General features: G+C 72.6%; 19 protein-coding genes and 1 riboswitch. Of the genes, 9 read left to right on the top strand and 10 right to left on the bottom strand.

Features of this window, described 5'->3' with window-relative positions:
• Positions 1–222 precede the first annotated feature (222 nt).
• Complete coding sequence (locus GA0115240_RS11855; protein ID WP_093736637.1) at positions 223–1290, top strand: hypothetical protein; 1068 nt, start codon at positions 223–225, stop codon at positions 1288–1290.
• 37 nt (positions 1291–1327) lie between these two features.
• Here GA0115240_RS11855 and GA0115240_RS11850 read toward each other — a convergent pair whose 3' ends face one another.
• Positions 1328–2470, bottom strand: a complete 1143-nt coding sequence (locus GA0115240_RS11850) for an NADH-quinone oxidoreductase subunit D (protein ID WP_093736636.1) — start codon at positions 2468–2470, stop codon at positions 1328–1330.
• 31 nt (positions 2471–2501) lie between these two features.
• A complete protein-coding gene (locus GA0115240_RS11845; RefSeq protein WP_093736635.1) occupies positions 2502–3443 on the bottom strand; it encodes an SAM-dependent methyltransferase in 942 nt (313 codons plus the stop codon).
• Positions 3444–3618: 175 nt separating this feature from the next.
• Between GA0115240_RS11845 and GA0115240_RS11840 the strand changes: the two genes are divergently transcribed.
• Entirely contained in the window at positions 3619–4602 is a 984-nt protein-coding gene (locus GA0115240_RS11840; RefSeq protein WP_093736634.1) for a hypothetical protein, read from the top strand.
• A 25-nt stretch (positions 4603–4627) separates the two neighbouring features.
• Here the strand turns inward: GA0115240_RS11840 and GA0115240_RS11835 are convergent, their stop codons facing one another.
• The 3 genes from GA0115240_RS11835 to GA0115240_RS11825 form a co-directional block, all read right to left on the bottom strand.
• Positions 4628–5566, bottom strand: a complete 939-nt coding sequence (locus GA0115240_RS11835; protein ID WP_093736633.1) for a 1-phosphofructokinase family hexose kinase — start codon at positions 5564–5566, stop codon at positions 4628–4630.
• A gap of 169 nt (positions 5567–5735) precedes the next feature.
• Positions 5736–6896, bottom strand: coding sequence for an N-acetylglucosamine-6-phosphate deacetylase (gene nagA, locus GA0115240_RS11830; RefSeq protein WP_093736632.1), 1161 nt, complete (start codon positions 6894–6896; stop codon positions 5736–5738).
• Positions 6896–7828, bottom strand: a complete 933-nt coding sequence (locus tag GA0115240_RS11825; protein WP_093736631.1) for an ROK family protein — start codon at positions 7826–7828, stop codon at positions 6896–6898. The genes nagA and GA0115240_RS11825 overlap by 1 nt, the downstream gene beginning before the upstream one ends.
• A gap of 274 nt (positions 7829–8102) precedes the next feature.
• Between GA0115240_RS11825 and GA0115240_RS11820 the strand changes: the two genes are divergently transcribed.
• From GA0115240_RS11820 to otsB, 3 genes are all read left to right on the top strand, one after another.
• The gene (locus GA0115240_RS11820) at positions 8103–9335 is read left to right on the top strand and encodes an extracellular solute-binding protein (protein WP_237554800.1); all 1233 of its coding nucleotides are present in this window, start codon (positions 8103–8105) and stop codon (positions 9333–9335) included.
• Between the two features lie 81 nt (positions 9336–9416).
• Positions 9417–9650, top strand: a complete 234-nt coding sequence (locus GA0115240_RS11815) for a DUF3263 domain-containing protein (RefSeq protein WP_093736630.1) — start codon at positions 9417–9419, stop codon at positions 9648–9650.
• Between the two features lie 78 nt (positions 9651–9728).
• Complete coding sequence (otsB, locus tag GA0115240_RS11810; protein ID WP_093736629.1) at positions 9729–10577, top strand: trehalose-phosphatase; 849 nt, start codon at positions 9729–9731, stop codon at positions 10575–10577.
• A 17-nt stretch (positions 10578–10594) separates the two neighbouring features.
• Here otsB and GA0115240_RS11805 read toward each other — a convergent pair whose 3' ends face one another.
• A complete protein-coding gene (locus GA0115240_RS11805; protein ID WP_093736628.1) occupies positions 10595–12019 on the bottom strand; it encodes an alpha,alpha-trehalose-phosphate synthase (UDP-forming) in 1425 nt (474 codons plus the stop codon).
• A 150-nt stretch (positions 12020–12169) separates the two neighbouring features.
• Positions 12170–13135 carry a glucosyl-3-phosphoglycerate synthase gene (locus GA0115240_RS11800; protein ID WP_093736627.1) on the bottom strand — a complete coding sequence of 322 codons (966 nt, stop codon included), beginning with the start codon at positions 13133–13135 and terminating at the stop codon, positions 12170–12172.
• Positions 13136–13338: 203 nt separating this feature from the next.
• Positions 13339–13468: riboswitch (SAM riboswitch) on the top strand.
• A gap of 17 nt (positions 13469–13485) precedes the next feature.
• Between GA0115240_RS11800 and thrC the strand changes: the two genes are divergently transcribed.
• The 4 genes from thrC to groL all read left to right on the top strand — a co-directional run bounded on the left by thrC (position 13486) and on the right by groL (position 17703).
• On the top strand, positions 13486–14784 hold the full coding sequence (gene thrC, locus GA0115240_RS11795) for a threonine synthase (protein ID WP_093736626.1): 1299 nt from the start codon (positions 13486–13488) through the stop codon (positions 14782–14784).
• The gene (locus GA0115240_RS11790; RefSeq protein ID WP_093736625.1) at positions 14781–15056 is read left to right on the top strand and encodes a MoaD/ThiS family protein; all 276 of its coding nucleotides are present in this window, start codon (positions 14781–14783) and stop codon (positions 15054–15056) included. The genes thrC and GA0115240_RS11790 overlap by 4 nt, the downstream gene beginning before the upstream one ends.
• A 476-nt stretch (positions 15057–15532) precedes the next feature.
• Positions 15533–15736, top strand: a complete 204-nt coding sequence (locus GA0115240_RS11785) for a cold-shock protein (RefSeq protein WP_009339379.1) — start codon at positions 15533–15535, stop codon at positions 15734–15736.
• A 344-nt stretch (positions 15737–16080) separates the two neighbouring features.
• Positions 16081–17703 (top strand): chaperonin GroEL, encoded by a 1623-nt coding sequence (gene groL, locus GA0115240_RS11780; protein ID WP_093736624.1) that lies wholly within the window; start codon positions 16081–16083, stop codon positions 17701–17703.
• 125 nt (positions 17704–17828) lie between these two features.
• On the opposite strand, the gene GA0115240_RS11775 is transcribed toward groL, so the two are convergent.
• The 3 genes from GA0115240_RS11775 to GA0115240_RS11765 form a co-directional block, all read right to left on the bottom strand.
• Entirely contained in the window at positions 17829–19202 is a 1374-nt protein-coding gene (locus GA0115240_RS11775; protein ID WP_256069758.1) for a serine hydrolase domain-containing protein, read from the bottom strand.
• 117 nt (positions 19203–19319) lie between these two features.
• A complete protein-coding gene (murQ, locus tag GA0115240_RS11770; protein ID WP_093736622.1) occupies positions 19320–20261 on the bottom strand; it encodes an N-acetylmuramic acid 6-phosphate etherase in 942 nt (313 codons plus the stop codon).
• Between the two features lie 67 nt (positions 20262–20328).
• The gene (locus GA0115240_RS11765) at positions 20329–21315 is read right to left on the bottom strand and encodes a MurR/RpiR family transcriptional regulator (RefSeq protein WP_370673322.1); all 987 of its coding nucleotides are present in this window, start codon (positions 21313–21315) and stop codon (positions 20329–20331) included.
• Positions 21316–21404 lie beyond the last annotated feature (89 nt).

Below are 21404 nucleotides of genomic sequence, written 5' to 3'. Positions count from 1 at the left end.
CGGGGAACTGCGCACCCCCGCCAGGGTTACCGCTGCGCCCCGGTCAGGCGCACCCCGGGAATCCGCGCCCGCCGGAGCGTGCACGGAGGGCACACGGCGGCGCACAATCCGTTCACTTCCCCGGCGCGGCAGCGCCCCCCGCCCGGAACCGTCGTGCCAAACCGCCCGAAATTTAGGGCCCCGCCGCCCCACGAACCCGCCGCGCACGCTAAATTTCTGGCCATGCCCCGTGGACGTCACCGCCATTCGCAGCCGCTGCACCGAATGCTGCCGCCGCTCACCGTGGCGGGCTGCGCCGCGGCCCTCGCCGCCGCCTCCTTGTTCGCCGGTGATACCGGCGCGCTGCGGGTGATCACCGCGGCCACGGCGCTCACCGCCTGCGCCGGCGCGGCCCTGGCCCGCGGCTGGGACCGGTCGGCGGGCCGCCGGGTCGCCGAGCTGGAGACGCTCCGCGAGCGCGACGAGTGGCGCACCGACGAGCGGGTCGCCGAACTGGAGACCGACCTGGAGGAATCCCGCGAGCTGCGCGGCCGGCTGGAGAAGAAGCTGCGCGGCAAGCGCGCCGAGCTGGCCCGGCTGCGCACCGAGCACGCGGATCTGCTGCGGCGCTACGCCACGGCCGAGAGCGAGCGGGCCCGGGCGCTCGAGGCCCGCCGCCGGCTCCAGCTGGAAGGCGCCGGCGGCACACTCGCCCTGGCCACCGGCCGGTCGGCGGTCGGCCCGGCGGCTTTCCTGAAGGCCGAGCAGGCGCTGCGGGAACTGCCGCGCAACGCGGCCCGCCAGCAGGCCCAGCGCACGGTGGAAGAGGCGCGGCGCCGTGATGTGGCCGCACCCGAGGAGCCCCAGGGCAAGCACGCGGCGGCGGCGGACGGCGTCCCCGCCACTTCGCCGGCCGGTCTGCCGGTCCGCGAGCACCGGCTGGTGCCGGCCGTGGCGGCGGCGGTCCTGCCGTACGCGCAGCCGCAGCGCTCCGCCGCCCCCGGCACGCCGGCCCACCGGGCGATCGGCGGCTTCGACTTCTTCGGCACCCAGCGGGCGCCGGGCCAGCCGGACGACCCCGACGCGCCGGACGACCTGGACGCATCGGACGAGTTCGACAGTTCCGACGGTTCCGACGGGCCCGACGAGCTGGACACGGACGCCGCCGCCGAGCCGACCGGCCCGCAGGACGAGGCCGCTCCCTCGGCCGAGCACACCCAGGCCGAGGACCCCTCGTCGGAGGTCATCGATCTGACCGCCCACGACGAGACCGAGCAGCTGGACATGTCGGGGCTGCGCGCCCAGGCGTGAACCGCGGAATCGGGGCGGGGCCCTACCCCGTCACCCGCTACTTGTCGACGTCGCCCACGACGAAGAACATCGACCCGAGGATCGCCACCATGTCGGCGACCAGTTGGCCCGGCAGCAGCACCGCCAGCGCCTGGATGTTGTTGTACGACGCGGAGCGCAGCTTGAGCCGGTAGGGCGTCTTCTCGCCCTTGGAGACCAGGTAGTAGCCGTTGAGGCCGAGCGGGTTCTCGGTCCAGGCGTAGGTGTGGCCCTCGGGGGCCTTGAGCACCTTGGGCAGCCGCTGGTTGATCGGGCCGGGGGCCAGTTCGGCCAGCCGGTCCAGGCAGGCGTCCGCGAGGTCCAGCGCGTTGTGGGTCTGGCCGAGCAGTACCTCGAAGCGGGCCAGGCAGTCGCCCTCGGTCCGGGTCACCACGTCCAGGGTGTCCCGCAGCTCTCCGTAGGCCAGATACGGTTCGTCCCGCCGCAGGTCGAAGTCGACGCCGCTGGCCCGGGCGATCGGCCCGCTCACCCCGTACGCGTGCACGTCGGCGCGGCCCAGCACGCCCACCCCGCGGGTCCGGCCGCGGAAGATCTCGTTGCCGAGCACCAGGTCGTCGAACCGGTCCATCCGGGACCGCACCCCGGCCACCACCGCGCGCACCCGACCCGCCCAGCCGGCCGGCAGGTCCTCCTTGAGGCCGCCGACCCGGTTGAACATGTAGTGCATCCGGCCGCCGGAGATCTCCTCCATCACCCGCTGCAACTCCTCGCGTTCGGTGAACGCGTAGAAGATCGGCGTGATCCCGCCCAGTTCCAGCGGGTACGAGCCGAGGAACATCAGATGGTTCAGCACCCGGTTGAGCTCGGCCAGCAGGGTCCGGGTCCACACCGCCCGCTCGGGCACCTCCATGCCGAGCATCCGCTCGACGGCGAGCACCACGCCCAGTTCGTTGGAGAAGGCCGACAGCCAGTCGTGCCGGTTGGCCAGCATCACGATCTGCCGGTAGTCCCGCGCCTCGAACAGCTTCTCGGCGCCGCGGTGCATATAGCCGACGATCGGCTCGGCACTTTGGATCCGCTCCCCGTCCAGCACCAGCCGCAACCGCAGCACCCCGTGCGTCGAGGGATGCTGCGGCCCGATGTTCAGCACCATGTCGGTGCCCTCGGCCGCCCCGCCGACGCCGATCGTGGTCTCCGTCATGGGCTCATCCTCTCAGGTCCCCGGCCGGGGCTCACGCGGTGAGCAGATCCGCGCACCGCGGGCCGACCGGCGCCGTCACCCACAAGAAGTCGCCGAGGCCGCCGCCGGCGGTCAGTTCGGCGGCCTCGGTGGCGGCGGCCAGCGCCCGGACGTAGCCGGCGGGGTCGGTGGACGCCAGCACCAGCGGCGGGCGTCCGGCGTCCACGCCGAGGGCGCGCAGGGCGGCCCGCTGGGTCGTCACGGTGCCCCGCAGGGCGTCCATCGCGACGTGGGCGGTCAGATCGCTGCCGCCGTCCGGTACCGGCGGGACCTGCCGGCCGGCCCGGTAGCCGGTGAGGGTGCCGTAGGGCGGGCGGGCCGCCGCGGTGTGGCCGTAGTCGACCGCCACCGCGAGTCCGGCGGCCAGCGAGTCCACCGCCTCGCCCCAGGCCAGGTCCCTGGGCAGGCCGATCTCGGCCCGGTCGGCGCCCGCCCCGAGCGGCCACCACGCGCGCAGCCACGCCGCGTCCGGGCCGCGCACCGGCGCTCCCAGCCGCTCGGCGCCGTCCGCGGCCCGGACCTCCAGATAGCGGGCGGTGCCGCGGTCGTCCCTGCGGGCGATGTCCAGCGGCACGTTGTCCAGCCATTCGTTGGCGAACAGCAGGCCGCGGACCCCGGCCGGCGCTTGCGCGCTCCAGCCGATCCGCGGGTCCAGGTCCGCGGGCCGCGGCGCCCGTTCGACCGCGTGCACGCGCAGCCGCGCCGCGACCGGGGCCGGGACGAGCCGCAGGACGGCCTGGGCGAGTTCCGCGCGGCCGGCCGCCATGTCGACGAAGGCCAGGTCGGCGGGGTGGCCGAGCGCGGTGTCGACCCGCAGCAGCAGCGCGGCGACCGCCCGGGCGAACAGCCCGGACACGTGCACGGAGGTGCGGAAGTGATCGGCCGGCCGCTGCGTCACGAAGAACCCGGCGGGACCGTACAGCGCGTCCTCCATCGCAGTACGCCAGGGCGTCCAGTCCTTGTCCACGAGCTGAACCGTACGTGACGGGTGAGGTGGAACCGGTCACAGGGAACCTTCCTGACCTGCTGGAGCGTCCAAGGGGCGGGCAGTGTGTCTCCCGGGGCCGGTAGGGTTTCGGCATCGGAAGTACGTAGGGAGTGGACAGCTCATGACGGCCGGACATGACGGCACACCGGAGAACGACGACCCGTTCGGGTATCTCTACCGGTCCGAGGGCATGGAGCAGCCGGAGCCCGAAGCCCCCCAGCCGCGCCAGCCCCGTACCTCGTACAACTCGGTGCAGCGGGTGGGCGAGCGCCGCCCTCCGCTGCAGGCAGCGCCCCAGCAGGGTGGTTACGGCTACCCGCAGCAGGGTCAGCAGCCCGGCGGCTACGGGTACCCGCCCCAGCAGGGCCAGCAGCAGTACGGCCAGGCCGGAGGCCAGGGTCAGGGCCAGCAGCAGTACGGCGTGCCGCAGCAGCAGTCCTACGACGCCCCGCCGCCCGGGGGCGGCCACCGCGGCGGAAGCGGCCAGGACACGCCCAGCCGCAAGGGCCTGCTGATCGGGGCGGTCGCGGTGGTCGCCGCCGTCGCCATCGGCATCGCCTTCGCGATGACCAACGGCTCCGGCTCCGGCGACAAGAAGCAGGCGGCCAGCACGCCGAGCAGCGCGCCGGTCACCTCGGCCGCGCCCAGCACCCAGCCGACGCCCTCCGCCTCGGCGGGCCCGTTCGCCTCGCCGAAGGTCGACGTGTCCTCGCTGGCCCTGGGCGGCGGCGCCGTGCCGAGCACGCAGTGGCCGGGCTCGGACAGCGGCACCTATGTGGACCACATGGGCCAGGCCGGTGCGTCGGCGACCTGGACGGTCACCGTGCCGAAGGACGGTCCGTACACCTTCTTCATCAGCTACGGCAACGCGGGCCAGACCGCCGACCTGACCCTGGGGGTCAACGGCACGCCCCGCACGTCACCGGTGGACCTGCCGAACTACGGCAACTACACCGAGTGGGCGAAGGCGTGGAGCAACCACACCTATCAGTGGGTGGATCTGAAAAAGGGCGCGAACATCCTGTCGCTGACCTGCATGCCGAACACGAACTGCGGAGTCAACCTGGACCAGGTCTGGCTGAAGGAAGGCCAGGTCAAGCAGTAGTCCAACGCGTTGTCCCACTCGTGGTTCAACCCGCCGCCGGGACGACCTCCACCCGCCTCATCGCGTCCTGGTAGGCGGCCGGGTCGAACTCCCCGGCGGCCGGCGCGAGCACCGTCGCCGCCGACAGGGCGACCGCGCGGGCCAGCCGTTCCGGCCAGGGCAGCCCTTCGGCCAGCCCGGAGAGCAGCCCGGCCACCGCGGAGTCCCCGGCGCCGGTGGGGTTGCCGCTGAGCCTGCCGGGCGGCGCCGCCCGCCAACTGCCCTCCTCGGTCACGGCGAGCATGCCCTCGGCGCCCAGCGAGGCCGCCACCGCGCGGGCTCCGCGTCGCCGGGCGTCCGCGGCGGCCCGGGCCGGCTCGGCGAAGCCGGTCAGGCCGGTGAGCTCGTCGGCGTTCGGCTTGATCAGGTCGGGCCGGGCGGCCAGCCCGCGCCGCAGCGGCTCCCCGCTGGTGTCCAGCAGTACGAACACACCCGCCGCCCGCGCCTCGCGCACCAACTCGGCGTAGGCGCCCACCGGCAGCCCCGGCGGCAGGCTGCCGCACAGGGCCACCGCGGCGGCGTCCGGATCGGCCAGCAGCTCGCGGTAGACGCCGAGCAGCGCCGCCCATTCGGCCGGGCCGACGGTCGGGCCCGGCTCGTTGAACATCGTGGTGTCGCCGGTGGCCTCGTCCACCACGCCGACCGTGCGGCGGGTGGGCCCGGCGGTCGGCACCAGCGCGTCGGTGAGCAGCCCGGCCGGGCCGAGGCCGGCCAGCCGGTGCCGCAGTTCGTCCCCGGCCTGGCCGCCGGCGAAGCCGGTGACGACCGTGCGGTGGCCGAGGGCGGCCAGCACCCGGGCGACATTGATGCCCTTGCCGCCGGGGCGCTGCGCGGTGTCGAGCACGCGGTGGGTGGTGTGCGGGCGCAGCGAGGCGACCCGATAGGTGACATCGAGCGCGGAGTTCAGCGTGACGGTGATGATCACCCGTCGATGATGGCGCAACCCGGTGCCGGCCGGACCGCCCGGGGTGCCCCTTCCGCGGGTCGCCGGACGGTCCGCCGGTGGTGGCCACCGCCCGGCGGACGGTCGGGGTGCGCACCGCGCGCGGCCCCCCGGGCGGACCCGGCGGACCCGGCGGGGCTCCTGGCGGCCGTCAGGACGGCCGCACCACCCACTCGCCCTTGCGCATCACACCCACCAGGTCGTACGCCTCGTTCAGCACCACCAGGTCGGCGTCCTTGCCCGGTTCCAGGCTGCCGATCCGGTCGGACAGGCCGAGCAGCCGCGCCGGGTTGGCGGAGATGGCCCGGACGGCGTCCGGCAGCGACAGGCCGTCGAGGGTCACCGCCCGCTTGAACGCGGTGTCCAGGGTCAGCGTCGAGCCGGCGATGGAGCCGCCCTCGACCAGCCGGGCCACCCCGTCGCGCACCTCGACCTGCATCGGGCCGAGTTGGTACATGCCGTCGCCGAAGCCGGCCGCGTCCATCGCGTCGGTGATGAAGGCGACCCGCCCGGCGCCCGCGCTGCGGACGGCGAGTTGCAGCACCGAGGGGTGCAGGTGCGTCCCGTCGTTGACCAGTTCCACGGTGACCCGCTCGTCCTCCAGCAGGGCCGCGATCGGGCCGGGGGTGCGGTGCTGGAGCGGCGGCATGGCGTTGAACAGGTGGGTGGCCACGGTGGCGCCCGCGTCGATGGCCTCGCGGGTCTGCTCGTAGGTGGCGTCGGTGTGGCCGATGGCGGCGATCACGCCCAGGTCGGCCAGCAGCCGTACCGACTCGATGCCGCCGGGCAGTTCGGTGGCCAGCGTCACCATCCGCGCCGCGCCGCGGCCGGCTTCGACCAGGGCGCGGACCTCCGCCGGGTCGGGGTGGCGCAGCAGGCCCTCGTCGTGCGCGCCCTTGCGGCACGGCGAGATGAACGGGCCCTCGTAGTGGATGCCGGCGAGGTCGCCCTGTTCGACGAGTTCGGACAGCAGCGCGGCCTGCCGGGCCAGCACGCCGAGGTCGTTGGTGACGGTGGAGGCGACCAGCGTGGTGGTGCCGTGCTCGCGGTGGGTGCGCACCCCGGTGAGGATGTCCTCGGCGGTGCCGGAGGTGAAGGAGGCGCCGCCGCCACCGTGGTTGTGCAGGTCCACGAAGCCGGGCACGATCGTGCAGCCCCGCCCCGACAGGTCGAGCGTGCTGTGCTCGGCCGGCTCGTTGGCGGCGATCGAGGTGCCCTCGACCGTCAGCGGATGGTTGTCCACCACACCTGACGGCAGGACCACACGGGCACCCGTCAGCACCGTGCGCTGCGTTGTCGTTAGCGAGGCCATCAGGCGGTTACCTCCAGGGAGATGAGATCCCAGGCGAGCAGGCCGGCGCCCAGGCATCCAGCGGTGTCCCCGAGCGCGGCGGGGACGAGAAGAGGAAGCTTCTGAAAGGTGATGCGGGCCTCCACGGCTGCCCGCAGCGGGCCGAAGAGGGTGTCGCCGGCTTCGGCCAGCCCGCCGCCGATGATGAGCATCCGGGGGTCGAGCAGCGTCAGACCGGCGACCAGGCCGTCGGCGAGGGCGTCGATCGCCTCGCCCCAGACCGCCGCCGCCGTCGGGTCGCCGTTCTCCACGGCCCGCGCGCAGTCGGCGGCATCGGCCGCGGGGTCGCCGCTGGCCGCCGCCCAACTGCGGGAGACCGCCGCGGCCGAGGCGTAGGCCTCCAGGCAGCCGAGCTGCCCGCAACCGCACTTCCGGCCGCCGGGCCGGACCACGATGTGCCCGATCTCGCCCGCGCATCCGTGCGCGCCCGCCTCGATCCGGCCGTCGATGCCGATGGCGCCGGCGATGCCGGTGCCCAGCGGGACGAACAGGAAGCGGTCGGCGCCGTTGCCCGCGCCGATCCGGCCCTCGGCCAGTCCGCCCACCCGCACGTCGTGCCCGAGCGCCACCGGTACGCCGCCGAGCCGCTCGGACAGCAGCGCCCGCAACGGGACGTCCTTCCAGTGCAGGTTGGCGGAGTAGACCGCGACGCCGTTCGCCTCGTCGACGATGCCGGGGACGGCAAGTCCCGCCGCCGAGGCGGCTTCGCCGAAGGCGGCGGTGCCGTGGTCGCGCAACTCGGCGGCGAAGTCGAGGACGGTGGTGACCACCGCGTCGGGTCCGCGTTCCCGGCCGGTGGGGCGGCGCTCCTCATGGAGCAGGGTGCCGTCCGCGGCGACCAGGGCGGCCTTCATCCCGGTGCCGCCCACATCGAGGGCAATGACATGTCTCACGGGAACAGTCTCGCGGTTGACCCGCCTAAAGGTCTAGTCCACTCGGCCGCAAAGATCGATCTTCCGGTGGAATTCGGAACACGGCCCGAGCCGGGCGGAACCCGATGCCGAAGCGATATCACTCATGGTGTAGACCTTGGCTAAAGATGTGGGGAAGACTCGGCGCTTCCGTAGGCAGTACAGAACGCAGTACGCCAGTACTTCAAAAGGCGGTAGAACGGTGCAGCGGCGACTTCTCGGACTGGCGGCGGTCGGCGTCACGTCCGTCATGGCAATGAGCACGCTCAGCGCGTGCGGCAACAGCAACCCGCTGAGCGGAGACGTCACTTTGCACTTTGTCGCCGCCGACTACGGCGACGCCAAGACCGGCAACAGCTCCCAGACGTACTGGAACGACCTGGTGAGCGCCTTCGAGCAGCAGAACCCGCACATCAAGGTCCAGGTCCAGGTCCTGAGTTGGGACGTCGTGGACGACACGGTCGCCAAGATGGTCAAGCAGGGCAAGGCCCCTGACATCGCGCAGATCGGCTCCTATGCCGCCTATGCCGCCCAGGACCAGCTCTACAGCGCCGACGAACTCTTCACCGTCAGTGAGCAGGCCGACTTCATCCCCTCGCTGGTGACGGCCGGTTCGGTGGACCGCGTGCAGTACGGCATACCCTGGGTGTCCAGCTCCCGGATGTTCTTCTACAACAAGAAGCTCTTCAAGAACGCCGGTATCAAGAAGGCCCCCCAGGACTGGGCGGACATCAAGAAGGACGCCGAACTGCTCAAGGCGAACGGCGTGCCGGTGCCCTACGGTCTGCCGCTGGGTCCCGAAGAGGCCCAGGCCGAGGCGCTGATGTGGATGCTCGGCGCCGACGGCGGATACACCAGCCCGGCCGGCGACTACAGCCTGGACTCCGTGGAGAACATCAAGGCGCTCAGCTGGGTCAAGGACAACCTGGTCGACAAGGGCCTGGTGCAGTCCACCGATCCGGCCAAGACCAACCGCGCGGACATCTTCACCGACTTCCTGTCCGGCAAGGCCGGCATGGTCATGGGCCACCCGACGCTGCTCACCCAGGCCAAGGCCGCGCACATGGACATCGGCGTGGTCCCGCTGCCCGGCGAGAACGGCCCCAGCACCAACACCCTCGGCGTCGCCGACTGGATGATGGCCTTCAAGCAGAACGGCAACAAGGCCGCCGACGGCAAGTTCCTGCAGTACGTGTTCCAGGAGAAGAACTCGGTCCAGTTCCTGAACGAGTACGGCCTGCTGCCGGTCACCACCAGCGCCTCGCAGGAGATGCGGGACACCCCCAAGGACGCCGACCTGGTGCAGTTCCTGAAGCTGCTGCCCGACGCGATCTTCTACCCGGTCGACAAGACCTCGTGGGGGCCGGTCAGCGCGCAGATCAAGACGGGCATCGGGCAGGCGGTGCACGGCGACCCCAAGACGGTGCTGTCCAAGCTGGAGATCGGCGCGAAGTCGGCGGACGCCGCCAGCAACAAGGCGTCCGACTAGGGCATGCTGCTGGGGCGTCCGACGGGGGCGTCCTCCAGGGCGGTCGTCCCGGGGCGCGGCTGAGGAGAGGCGGGCCGGCCGGTGGAGATCACGGAGCTTTCCGAACGGGACCGCGCGGTGCTGGACATCGCCGGCCGCACCTTTACCGGCCCCGGCCCCCGCGAACGGGTGATCCGCGAGCGGCTCGGCCTGTCGCCCACCGCCTACTTCCAGTTGCTGAACGCGCTGCTGGACGACCCGCGGGCCGTCTCCTACGCCCCCGGGACCGTCAACCGGCTGCGCCGGGAGCGCGAGCGGCTGCGCGACGAGCGCTGACTCCCGGTCCCCGACCCGGGGCGGGCATGCGACCGTACGCCGGGCATGCGACCGCCCCGCGCGGGTAGGGTCGGCTCCATGGCCTCCGCCGACATCCTCACGCCCCACACGCCCGAGGGAAAGGAAGGGCTCGCGGCGCTGCTCGCGCGGCCCGAACGAGCCGTGGTCGCCCTCGACTTCGACGGCACCCTGGCACCCATCGTGCCCGATCCCGAGCAGGCCCGGGCCCACCCCGGCGTCGTCCCGGCCCTGGTCCGGCTCGCCCCGAAGGTCGCCGCCATCGCCGTCGTCACCGGCCGCCCGGCGGGCGTCGCGGTCCGCTACGGCGGCTTCGCGGGCGTCGCCGGCCTCGACCACCTCGTGGTCCTCGGCCACTACGGAGCCGAGCGCTGGGACGCGCACAGCAGCGAGGTCCGCGCCCCCGCCGCCCACCCCGGCGTCACCGCGGTCCGCGCCGAACTGCCCGGCTTCCTGGACCGCAACGGCGCCTGGCACGGCACCTGGATCGAGGACAAGGGCGGCCGCGCGGTCGCCGTGCACACCCGCCGTACCGAGGACCCGGACGCCGCCTTCGAGGCGCTGCGCGCCCCGCTGGCCGAACTCGCCGCCTCCCACGACCTCATGGTCGAACCCGGTCGCTACGTGCTGGAACTGCGCCCGCCCGGGATGGACAAGGGCGTCGCCCTGGCCGCCTACCTCGGTGAGACCGACGCCGGCTCGGTGCTCTACGCCGGCGACGACCTCGGCGACCTGGCCGCCTTCGCCGCGGTGTCCGCCCTGCGCGCCAAGGGCCTGCCCGGCCTGCTGGTCGCCAGCGTGGCCGGCGAGGAGTCGCCCCAGGAGCTGATCGACCGGGCCGACCTCACCGTCCCCGGCCCCGAGGGCCTGGTGGCCCTGCTGAACGCGCTGGCGGACGCCCTGCCGTAGGGCCCGCGACCGCCGGGTCAGTCGCCGAGCGCGTGCAGCTGTTCCAGGAACCAGCGGGACGGCGGCAGGGCGGTGGCCGCGTCGGCCAGCCGCTTGGTGCGGTCGGCGCGGTCCGCGTCCGGCAGGGTCAGGCCGGTGTGCAGCGCGGCGGCGGTGGCGCGGATGTCGTACGGGTTGACGGTGATGGCGTCGTCGGCCATCTCCTCGTGCGCGCCGGCCTCGCGGGACAGCACCAGCGCCACGCCGCCGTCCGACACCACCGGGACCTCCTTGGCCACCAGGTTCATGCCGTCCCGGATCGGGTTGACCAGGGCGACATCGGCGATGCGGTAGGCGGCCAGCGAGCGGGCGAAGTCGTCGTCGACCTTCAGCACGACCGGGGTCCAGCCGAGCGTGCCGTAGTCGGTGTTGATGGCCTCGGCGACCCGGGACACCTCCGCGGTGTAGTCGCGGTAGAGCGGCAGGTCCTGCCGGGAGGGGTAGGCGAACGCGATGTGGACGACGCGGTCGCGCCACTCGGGGCGGTCGGCCAGCAGCCGGCGGTAGGCGAGCAGGCCGCGCACGATGTTCTTGGACAGCTCGGTGCGGTCCACCCGCACGATCAGCTTGCGGTCCGCCCCCACCTCGGAGCGCAGCGTGTCGATCCAGTCGTCGACATCCTGCCGGTGCGCCCGCTCGCGGAGGAACTCGCCGTCCGCGCCGAGCCCGTGCACCCCCAGCCGGGTGGTGCGGCCCCGCCAGGAAACCGCCATCCCGTCCGCCGAAAGGGTGGCGCCCAGCACCGACACGCAGCAGGCCGCGAAGGCGTCCGCCCACCGCCGGGTCAAGAAGGCCGCCCGGTCGGCGCCGAGAATGCCGGCCAGCAACTCCTCGGCCACGTCGTCCGGCAGCAGCCGGAAGTAGTCCGGCGGCGCCCACGGGGTGTGCGTGAAGTGCCCGACCCGCAGGTCGGGGCGCCGCTCGCGGAGCATCGCCGGGACCAGCGACAGGTGGTAGTCCTGCACCAGCACCTGCGCGCCCTCGGCGGCCTCCTGGGCGAGCGCGTCGGCGAACGCCGAGTTGTACGCCTGGTAGGCGGCCCACTGCTCGCGGAAGTCCTCGTCGAAGATCGGCTCCACCGGCGTCTGGTACAGCATGTGGTGGACGAACCACAGCACCGAGTTCGCGATCCCGTTGTACGCCGCCTCGAACACCGGCGGGTCGACCGCGATCATCCGGCTGCCGTCCTCGCCGACGCCGCGCCGCACCGCCTCCCGGTCGCCGTCCGACAGCGCCGCGCACACCCACACCGCGTCGGCGTCCGGGCCGATGGCGCTCAGCCCCGACACCAGCCCGCCGCCGCCGCGCCGACTGCTCAGCGTTCCGTCCTCACGGAGGGTGTACGAGACCGGGCCGCGATTGGAGGCGACCAGGATCCGGGCAGCGTGCTGCGTTCCGACCATGCCGCGAGCTTAGCCAGGCACGCCGTGCCTCAAACCAACCCACCCGGCATGTGCCGCCGCCCGGCCACCACCTCGGCCGATTCCGGCCCCGCTCCGGTCGCGCCGCCGGCCCGGTCGGCCGGCGCCCGCCCGGCCGGCCGCTCCGGCGGCTCAGGCTGCACGCCGTGCCAGGTACTCGCCGATCTCCAGCATCGGCGGGCGCTCCTGGGTGTCCACCGAATGGGTGCGCGGGATGAAGCCGTCGTTCTCCCGGTCGAACTGGGTCAGCAGCGGACGGACCAGGTGGGCGCGGGCCAGCCGGTGCTGCGCGGTGTGGTAGATCGTGGCGGCCATCCGGCCCAGGGCCTGGCCGTCCTGGTGGCGGTGGTGCCGCTCGCCCACGTCCACCTGCGCCATGGCGTCCAGGCCGACCAGGTTGAGCGCGTCGACCAGCATGCCCAGCTCCACCCCGTAGCCGACCGGGAACGGCAGCCGCTCCAGCAGCGAGCGCCGGGCGGCGTACTCCCCGCCGAGGGGCTGGACGAAGCCGGCCAGCCGCGGCCAGTGCAGGTTCAGCAGCGGGCGCGCCACCAGCTCGGTGACCCGGCCGCCGCCGGCCGCCACCACCTCGCCGCCGGTCTCCAGCGGGCGGTCGTACATCGCCTTGACCAGCCCGATGCCCGGATCGGTGAGCAGCGGCCCCACGATCCCGGAGACGAACCGGGTGTCGAATTCGCGCAGGTCGGCGTCGATGAAGGCGACGATCTCCCCGCTGGTGACCATCAGTGACCGCCACAGCACCTCGCCCTTGCCGGGCACGGTGGGCAGCCGGGGCAGGATCGCGTCCCGCCGCACCACCCGGGCCCCGGCGTCGGCGGCCACCTGCGCCGTACGGTCGTCCGAGCCGGAGTCGACCACCACCAGCTCGTCCACGAGGGGCACCTCCGGCGTCATCAGGTCGCGACGGATCGCGGTGACGATGTCGCCGACGGTCGCCTCCTCGTTCAGGGCCGGCAGCACCACACTGATCGTGCCTCGCTCGCCCGCCGCGCGTTTCGCGGCCAGCAGCAGGTTCAGGGGCCGATCGTTCGCCGACCACGACCGGCGCGCCAGCCAGCGCTCCACCTCATCGAGCACGTGCGCTTCTCCCTGCCGGAGTGAAACCCGGTTGTCATGCCCGGCTGCGGTGCCCGGGGCGCCCCTTCCGACCCATCTCGCGGTACGGACGGGAGGCTCGAACACGACACTTCTCAGTTACAGTCTTGAGCAACACCTGCGGTCCCCGCATCCCGGGGCCGCCGGAACGACAAATGCCCGGATCATCGCGTCCGGTGCCATACCGCTCATCCAGAGGGGCAGAGGGAACGGCCCGTTGAAGCCCCGGCAACCCTCCCGCCGACCGCGAGGTCACACGGTGGGGAAGGTGCCAATTCCGTCTCGTGGCGACGTACGTCACGAGGAAGATGAGGAGAAAGGGCCTCGCCATCATGGCTGTGCAGACCGTCGCCGGTACCGACGACACCACCCCCCCTCGCCCCGCCCCCTTCGGACCGGCCGCCGCGCTGTCCTGCCGGGAATGCGGCACCCGCTTCCCGCTCAGCCCGATCTTCGCCTGCCAGGAATGTTTCGGGCCGCTCGAAGTGGCCTACGACCTGCCGCTGGGCGACCCCGAGGGCCTGCGCCGGCGGATCGAGGCCGGCCCGGCCAGCATCTGGCGGTACGCACCGCTGCTGCCGGTGTCCGCCGACGTCGCCGACCACCCGAACCTGAACCCGGGGTGGACCAAGCTCGTCAAGGCCGACAACCTGGCCCGCGAACTGGGCATCACCGGCGGCCTGTACGTCAAGGACGACTCCGGCAACCCGACGCACTCCTTCAAGGACCGGGTCGTCGCCATCGCCCTGGAGGCCGCCCGCACCTTCGGCCTGACCACGCTGTCCTGCTCCTCGACCGGCAACCTCGCCGGCGCCGTCGGCGCCGCCGCGGCCCGCGCCGGCCTGCGCTCGTGCGTGTTCATCCCGCACGACCTGGAGGCCGGCAAGGTCGTCATGGCCGCGGTCTACGGCGGCGAACTGGTGGGCATCGAGGGCTCGTACGACGATGTGAACCGTTTCTGCTCGGAGCTGATCGGCGACCCGATCGGCGAGGGCTGGGGCTTCGTCAACGTCAATCTGCGGCCCTACTACGGCGAGGGCTCCAAGACGCTGGCCTACGAGATCGCCGAGCAGCTCGGCTGGCGGCTGCCGGACAACCTGGTCGTTCCGATCGCCTCCGGCTCACAGTTGACCAAGATCGACAAGGGCCTGCAGGAGCTGATCAAGCTCGGCCTCGTCGAGGACAAGCCCTACCGGATCTACGGCGCCCAGGCCGAGGGCTGCTCCCCGGTCTCGGCGGCCTACAAGGCCGGCCAGGACGTGGTGCGGCCGGTCAAGCCGGACACCATCGCCAAGTCGCTGGCGATCGGCAACCCGGCGGACGGGCCGTATGTGCTGGACATCGCCCGGCGCACCGGCGGCGCGGTCGAGGACGTGGACGACGAGCAGATCGTGGCCGCGATCAAACTGCTCGCCCGCACCGAGGGCATCTTCGGCGAGACGGCCGGCGGGGTGACCGTGGGCGTGCTGAAGAAGCTGATCGAGACCGGGCAACTCGACCCGGCCGCCGAGACCGTCGTGCTCAACACCGGCGACGGACTCAAGACCCTGGACGCGGTGGCGCCGACCACCGGACCCACCGCGATCATCCGCCCCACCGTTGCCGCGTTCCGAGAGGCTGGCCTCGCATGACCGCATCCGTCCGTATCCCGACCATTCTCCGCACCTACACCGGCGGCCAGGCGGAAGTGCCGGCCGAGGGCGGCACACTGGCCGAGGTCATCACCTCGCTGGAGAACAATCACACCGGTATTTCCGCGCGGGTTCTCGATGACAGCGGAAAGCTCCGCCGTTTCGTGAACGTTTATGTCAACGACGACGATGTGCGTTTCTCGGAAGGTCTCGACACCGCGGTGCCGGACGGCGCCAGTGTGTCGATCATTCCCGCGGTGGCCGGCGGCTGAAACGGAATCGCCGCGGTTCTGTAGGAAGCTCTGACGCAGCAGCCCCGTTCACCCTTTGTGGTGGGCGGGGCTGCTGCGTTGGGGTGGTGCGGGAGGGCGTAGGGCGGTGCGGCGCGGTAGTTGAAGCGTTGTACAGTTGCCGGGGGCAAGCGAGCGGGCCGGGACGGCCGGCTGCGACGATTTATCGCCAAATTCACGATTGAATTTTCCGGATGATCCGTTATGTCCGGTCCGAGATGCCCCTCCTTATCTCCTTTTCCTGGGTTATTTCCGATGAGTCAGACCCAGAATTCTCGTCCGATTGACCTGTTGCACTGGGCATCCGTGCAGATACATTCAGCCGCGGTCGACGCGTTCCGGCGCACGCCTCCCAGGGCTCCCACCTGACTACGGTAAGGGTCGCTCCGGCGGGTGAGGTCTGACCCGGGCCCGCGGAGTGCGGGGCTGCGACAGGGCCAGTAATAGGGGAGTTGGGAATGGCTCAGGGCACCGTCAAGTGGTTCAACGCGGAGAAGGGCTACGGCTTCATCGCGGTCGACGGTGGTGCGGATGTTTTCGTCCACTACAGCGCGATCCAGATGGACGGCTACCGCACCCTCGAAGAAGGCCAGCGAGTCGAGTTCGAGATCTCGCAGGGTCAGAAGGGGCCGCAGGCGGACATGGTCCGGCTGGCAGGCTGACATCCCGGCGCGTTCGGCCATCGACGCTCCGTTCGCACGGTTTCTCACGCGTGCAGGGTCCGCACCCCTCCAGGGGTGCGGGCCCTTCATGCGTCTGCGTCGCACGAGGCGCCCGCAAGAGGGGCAACGCCCTCCGACGCTTGCACTCGCAGGGGTAGAGTGCTAATCATTGGCATTGGCACTCTCCTCGTGAGAGTGACAACTTGGACCGGGTCGGTGAGGCCCGCCCGGACGTCGGGAAGGAACCGGCGGCCGGCTGGCCGTCCGTCGCGGGCGCCACACGGTCCGATCCACCGCCCCCCGCCTCGGTGGGGGAACCCCCAGTCCGCGGAGGACACTTCACCATGGCTAAGATCATCGCGTTCGACGAGGAGGCGCGGCGCGGACTCGAGCGCGGGATGAACCAGCTCGCCGACGCCGTCAAGGTCACCCTCGGCCCGAAGGGCCGCAACGTCGTCCTCGAGAAGAAGTGGGGCGCCCCCACGATCACCAACGATGGTGTCTCCATCGCCAAGGAGATCGAGCTCGAGGACCCGTACGAGAAGATCGGCGCCGAGCTGGTCAAGGAAGTCGCGAAGAAGACCGACGACGTCGCCGGTGACGGCACGACGACCGCGACCGTACTGGCCCAGGCCCTGGTCAAGGAAGGGCTGCGCAACGTAGCCGCCGGCGCCAACCCGATGGCCCTCAAGCGCGGCATCGAGAAGGCCGTCGAGGCCGTCTCCGCCGCTCTGCTGGAGCAGGCCAAGGACGTGGAGACCAAGGAGCAGATCGCTTCGACCGCCTCCATCTCCGCCGCCGACACCCAGATCGGCGAGCTGATCGCCGAGGCGATGGACAAGGTCGGCAAGGAAGGCGTCATCACGGTCGAGGAGTCGCAGACCTTCGGCCTGGAGCTCGAGCTCACCGAAGGCATGCGCTTCGACAAGGGCTTCATCTCCGCCTACTTCGCCACCGACCTGGAGCGGATGGAGGCGTCGCTCGACGACCCGTACATCCTGATCGTCAACTCCAAGATCTCCTCGGTGAAGGACCTGCTCCCGCTGCTGGAGAAGGTCATGCAGTCCGGCAAGCCGCTGCTGATCATCGCCGAGGACGTCGAGGGCGAGGCCCTGTCCACCCTGGTGGTCAACAAGATCCGTGGCACCTTCAAGTCCGTCGCCGTCAAGGCCCCGGGCTTCGGTGACCGCCGCAAGGCCATGCTCGGCGACATCGCCATCCTCACCGGCGGCACGGTCATCTCCGAAGAGGTCGGCCTCAAGCTGGAGAACGCGGGCCTGGACCTGCTCGGCCGCGCCCGCAAGGTCGTCATCACCAAGGACGAGACCACGATCGTGGACGGCTCCGGTGACACCGACCAGGTCGCCGGCCGGGTCAACCAGATCCGCGCCGAGATCGAGAACAGCGACTCGGACTACGACCGCGAGAAGCTCCAGGAGCGCCTCGCCAAGCTCGCCGGCGGCGTGGCCGTCATCAAGGCGGGCGCGGCCACCGAGGTCGAGCTGAAGGAGCGCAAGCACCGCATCGAGGACGCGGTGCGCAACGCGAAGGCCGCCGTCGAGGAGGGCATCGTCGCCGGTGGTGGCGTCGCGCTCCTGCAGGCGACCGCCGTGTTCGACAAGCTGGAGCTGGAGGGCGACGAGGCCACCGGTGCCTCGATCGTCAAGCTGGCGCTCGAAGCCCCGCTGAAGCAGATCGCCGTCAACGCCGGCCTCGAAGGCGGTGTCGTGGTGGAGAAGGTCCGCAACCTCACCCCGGGCCACGGCCTGAACGCCGCGACCGGCGAGTACGTCGACCTCATCGCCGAGGGCATCATCGACCCGGCGAAGGTCACCCGCTCGGCCCTGCAGAACGCGGCCTCCATCGCCGCGCTCTTCCTCACCACCGAGGCCGTCATCGCGGACAAGCCGGAGAAGTCCGCTCCGGCCGCTCCGGGTGGCATGCCCGGCGGTGACATGGACTTCTGATCCTTCGGGGTCGAACGTCCAGCACGCGCACAGCAGGCGGCGCCTCCTCCCCTCGGGGAGGGGGCGCCGCCTTCGCGTGCTGCCCGGTCGTGGCGTGGCCGCCGTATGTACGACGGATCCCGCCGTCAGCTCGGGCGCAACGCCACGCGGTGGCTCAGGTAGTTGCCGAGGAAGCCGCCCGCCTCGCCGGCCTTGTACGCGGTGGCCACCCCGGTCAGCTCCGCGCCGTCCGGCGTGGTGGACCGGCGCAGGCCCAGGCTGAGCAGCGGGCTGTTGACGCGGGCGTCGGCGGTGGGCAGCGGCAGCGGCAGGGCCGCCCGCAGATCCCAGTCCCGGGAGGCCGACGCGGTGCCCTCCGCCCGCTCGCCGTCGACCCGCAGGTCTATCCGGCCCGCCTCCCGTATCCGCAGCTCGACCGCCAGCTCGCGCTCGGGCGCCGGGATCCGGCCGGTCCACCGGCCCGGTGGCAGCTCCAGCGGCCGCTCCGGATCGTCGTGCGGCACGATGATCCACTCCAGCTGGAAGCCCGGGACGAGCATGCCGAGCAGCGCGCCGAGCACCGCGTCCCGGGCCGCCTTGTTGGTGGAGTTGGTCAGCACGGCCACCGAGAGGCGCTGTTCGGGCACCGCTACGACCATGGCGCCCGTCCCGCCGCCGCCACCGCTGTGGCTGAGCACCAGCGGGCGGCCGTCCCGGCCGCCGCCCGCGACGCACCAGCCGAGGCCGTAACCGAGGTGCTCGTTCAGCGGCAGCGCGTCCCGTACGGCGGCGGTGGTCGCCGGCGTCAGCAGGCTCGGGGCGCGCTGGGCGAAGAGGGCGAGGTCGGAGGCGGTGGCCCAGCCGAGGGTCGCGCCCGGGTGGCCGCAGTCGTAGGCGGGGTACGGGCGGCCGTCGGCGGTGTACCGGACGGCGGCCGGGCCCGGGCCCGGGTGGACGGGGCCGAGATGGCAGCTGTCGAGCCCCAGCGGGCCGAAGACCTCGTCCCGCAGGACGTGGCCCAGCGGGCGGCCGGTGACGTCCTCCAGCAGGCGGCCGAGCACCCGGTAGCCGAGGTTGGCGTACTCGAAGCCGGAACCGGGCGCCCGATGGCGTACCGCGTAGCGGTCCGGGTCGACCGGCGCGGCGCCGTCGCCGTAGTCCCAGGCGTAGAAGGCGCCCAGCCCGCCCCGGTGCCGCAGGAGTTCGCGGGCAGTCGGGCGCCGGTGCGGTCCGAAGTACGGCAGTGCCGCGGCCGGCACCGGGGCGTCCAGGTCCAGCAGGCCCGCGTCGGCGGCGCGGCACACGGCGGTCGCCGTCATCGGCTTGGTGACCGACCCCACCCCGTAGGCGGTACCGGGTTCCGCCGCCCGGCCGCTGGCGGAGTCGGCCAGGCCCCAGGCCCCCGCGTGCACGACCTCCCCCTCGGCGGCGACCGCCACCGAGACGGAGGGGCAGTGGTGGGTGGCCAGTGCCGCGGCGCAGACGGCGTCGAGCCTGGCGGTGTCCAGAAGGTCGGTCACGGGCGGCCTCTCCGGTACGGGATCCGGCGTCGGGATCCGGTGGGCGGTTCCGTCGGGCGGTTCCGGTGGGGCCGAGTGTGCCGGAGGAGTGCGGGCCTGGGCCGGCTGCCCCCCTGCTTAGTCCGGCTGCCCTCCTGCCGCTGCGGCCAGCGCCTGGCGGAGGTGGCCGTCGGAGGCCGTCAGCAGGCGGGCGGCGGTGGGGGCATCGACGTGGGCGAGCAGGGTGAGGATCGCCGGTTTGACCTCCCCGTCAGTGGCCGTCAGCGCCGCTTCGATGGCGGCGTCCCCCGCACCCGTGGCGAGGGCGACGATCCGCCGGGAGCGGGCCCGCAGCTTCTCGTTGGAGGCGCGGACGTCGACCATCAGATTCCCGTACGTCTTGCCGAGCCGGATCATCGTGATGGTCGAGAGCATGTTCAGCACGAGCTTCTGCGCGGTGCCGGACTTCAACCGGGTCGAGCCGACGATCAGTTCGGGCCCGACCACCACCTCGATGCCGTGGTCGGCGGCAGCGGCCAGCGGCGAGTCGGCGTTGCAGGACAGCCCGACGGTCAGCGCGCCGGCCGCCCGCGCGTACTCCACCGCGCCCAGCGCGTACGGGGTGCGGCCGGACGCCGAGATCCCCACCACGCAGTCGTCGGCGGTCAGGCGGAGCGCCGCCAGATCCGTCGCCGCGAACTCCCGGCTGTCCTCGGCGCCTTCGACCGAGGTGACCATCGCGTCCGGACCGCCCGCGATCAGCCCCACCACCTCGCGGCCGGGCGTGGTGTTGAAGGTCGGCGGGCACTCGCTGGCGTCGAGCACGCCGAGCCGCCCGGCGGTGCCGGCGCCCGCGTAGACCAGTCGGCCGCCGCGTGCCATGCGGTCGGCGATCGCGTCGATGGCCGCGGCGATCTGCGGGAGTTGGCGGGCCACCGCCGCCGGCACGGTGCTGTCCTCGGCGTTCATGGTGCGGGCGATCTCCAGGGTGGAGAGCCGGTCGATCTCGGCGAGCTCGGGCCGGAACGCCTCGGTGGTCAGCGTCTCCAACTCGCGGCGCAGCTCGGTGTACTGGGTCATGTGCGGCTCGTTCATCCTTCTCGCGACGGGGTGTTGTGCAGCGGGGGGCGGCGGGGAGGCGGAGGCGTTACGCGCGGCCGGCCCGCGGGGTGTGCCGGTGGGCCAGCGCCTCGTACGACGCGGACAGCGCCGGCGCGGCGGCCTCGTAGGTGCGCTGGGCGACGCCTATGAACAGGCAGTCCACGACCAGCAGTTGCCCGGTCCGGCTGGACATCGCGGCGGGTCGCAGTTCGCTCTCGCGGGAGGTGGCGGTGGTGAGGACCACGTCCGCGTACTGCGTGACCGTACCGTCCGCCCGCCCGGTGATCGCGATGGTGGTGGCGCCGGCGTCGAAGGCGGCCCGCAGCGGGTCCACCACGTCGTGCGTGCTGCCGGAGTGGGTGATGGCCAGCGCCACGTCGCCGGCCCGCAGCTGCACCGCGTTGGTGACGGCCAGGTGCGGATCGGTGTGGGCGTGCGCTATCAGCCCGATCCGCAGCAGCTTCTGCGCCAGGTCCTGCCCGACCAGGCTGGAGGCGCCGACCCCGTACACATCGATCCGCCGGGCCGCCGCCAACGCGGCCACCCCGGCTTCCAGCTGGCTCATGTCGAGCTGGGCCGCGGTGTCGGCGAGGGTCTGCTGCTCCTCCACGGCGAGCTTGGTGACCACGTCGGCCAGCGGGTCGTCCACCGCGATGTCGGCGGTGACGGCCGGCGCGGCGCCGGTGGCCTGCTGCGCGGCCAGCGCGGCCAGCGCGAGCCGCAGGTCGCGGTAGCCGGGGTAGCCCAGCAGCCGGGCGGTGCGGACGACGGTGGCCTCGCTCGTCCCGGTGTGGACGGCGAGCGCGGTGACGGTGAGGCGGGCGCAGCCGGCCGGATCGCCGGCGACCGCCTCGGCCACCCGCTGCATGGACCGGGTCATCGACGGCGCGAGGGTGCGGACCTTGGCGGCCAGGGCTCCCGGGTCGGGACTCGCCACCGACCCGCCGGGCGCGGGGGGCACGCCGGGCGCGCCGGGTGCGCGGGGGAGGGCGCGGACGCTCGGGGAGAAAGTTTCCTTCACGCTGTAGGTCACCCTCTGAAAGGTATTTTCAGCGCTGGGCGGCGTCAAGGGGATGCCCCGGGGTGTCGGCCCGGCCGTTTTCCGGTGTGCGGGCCGGGCGC

This window comes from Streptomyces sp. DvalAA-14 (assembly GCF_900091855.1).
Taxonomy (GTDB): domain Bacteria; phylum Actinomycetota; class Actinomycetes; order Streptomycetales; family Streptomycetaceae; genus Actinacidiphila.
Note: the sequence above shows the minus strand (reverse complement) of the source record. Positions and strands in the feature narration are given on the sequence as shown.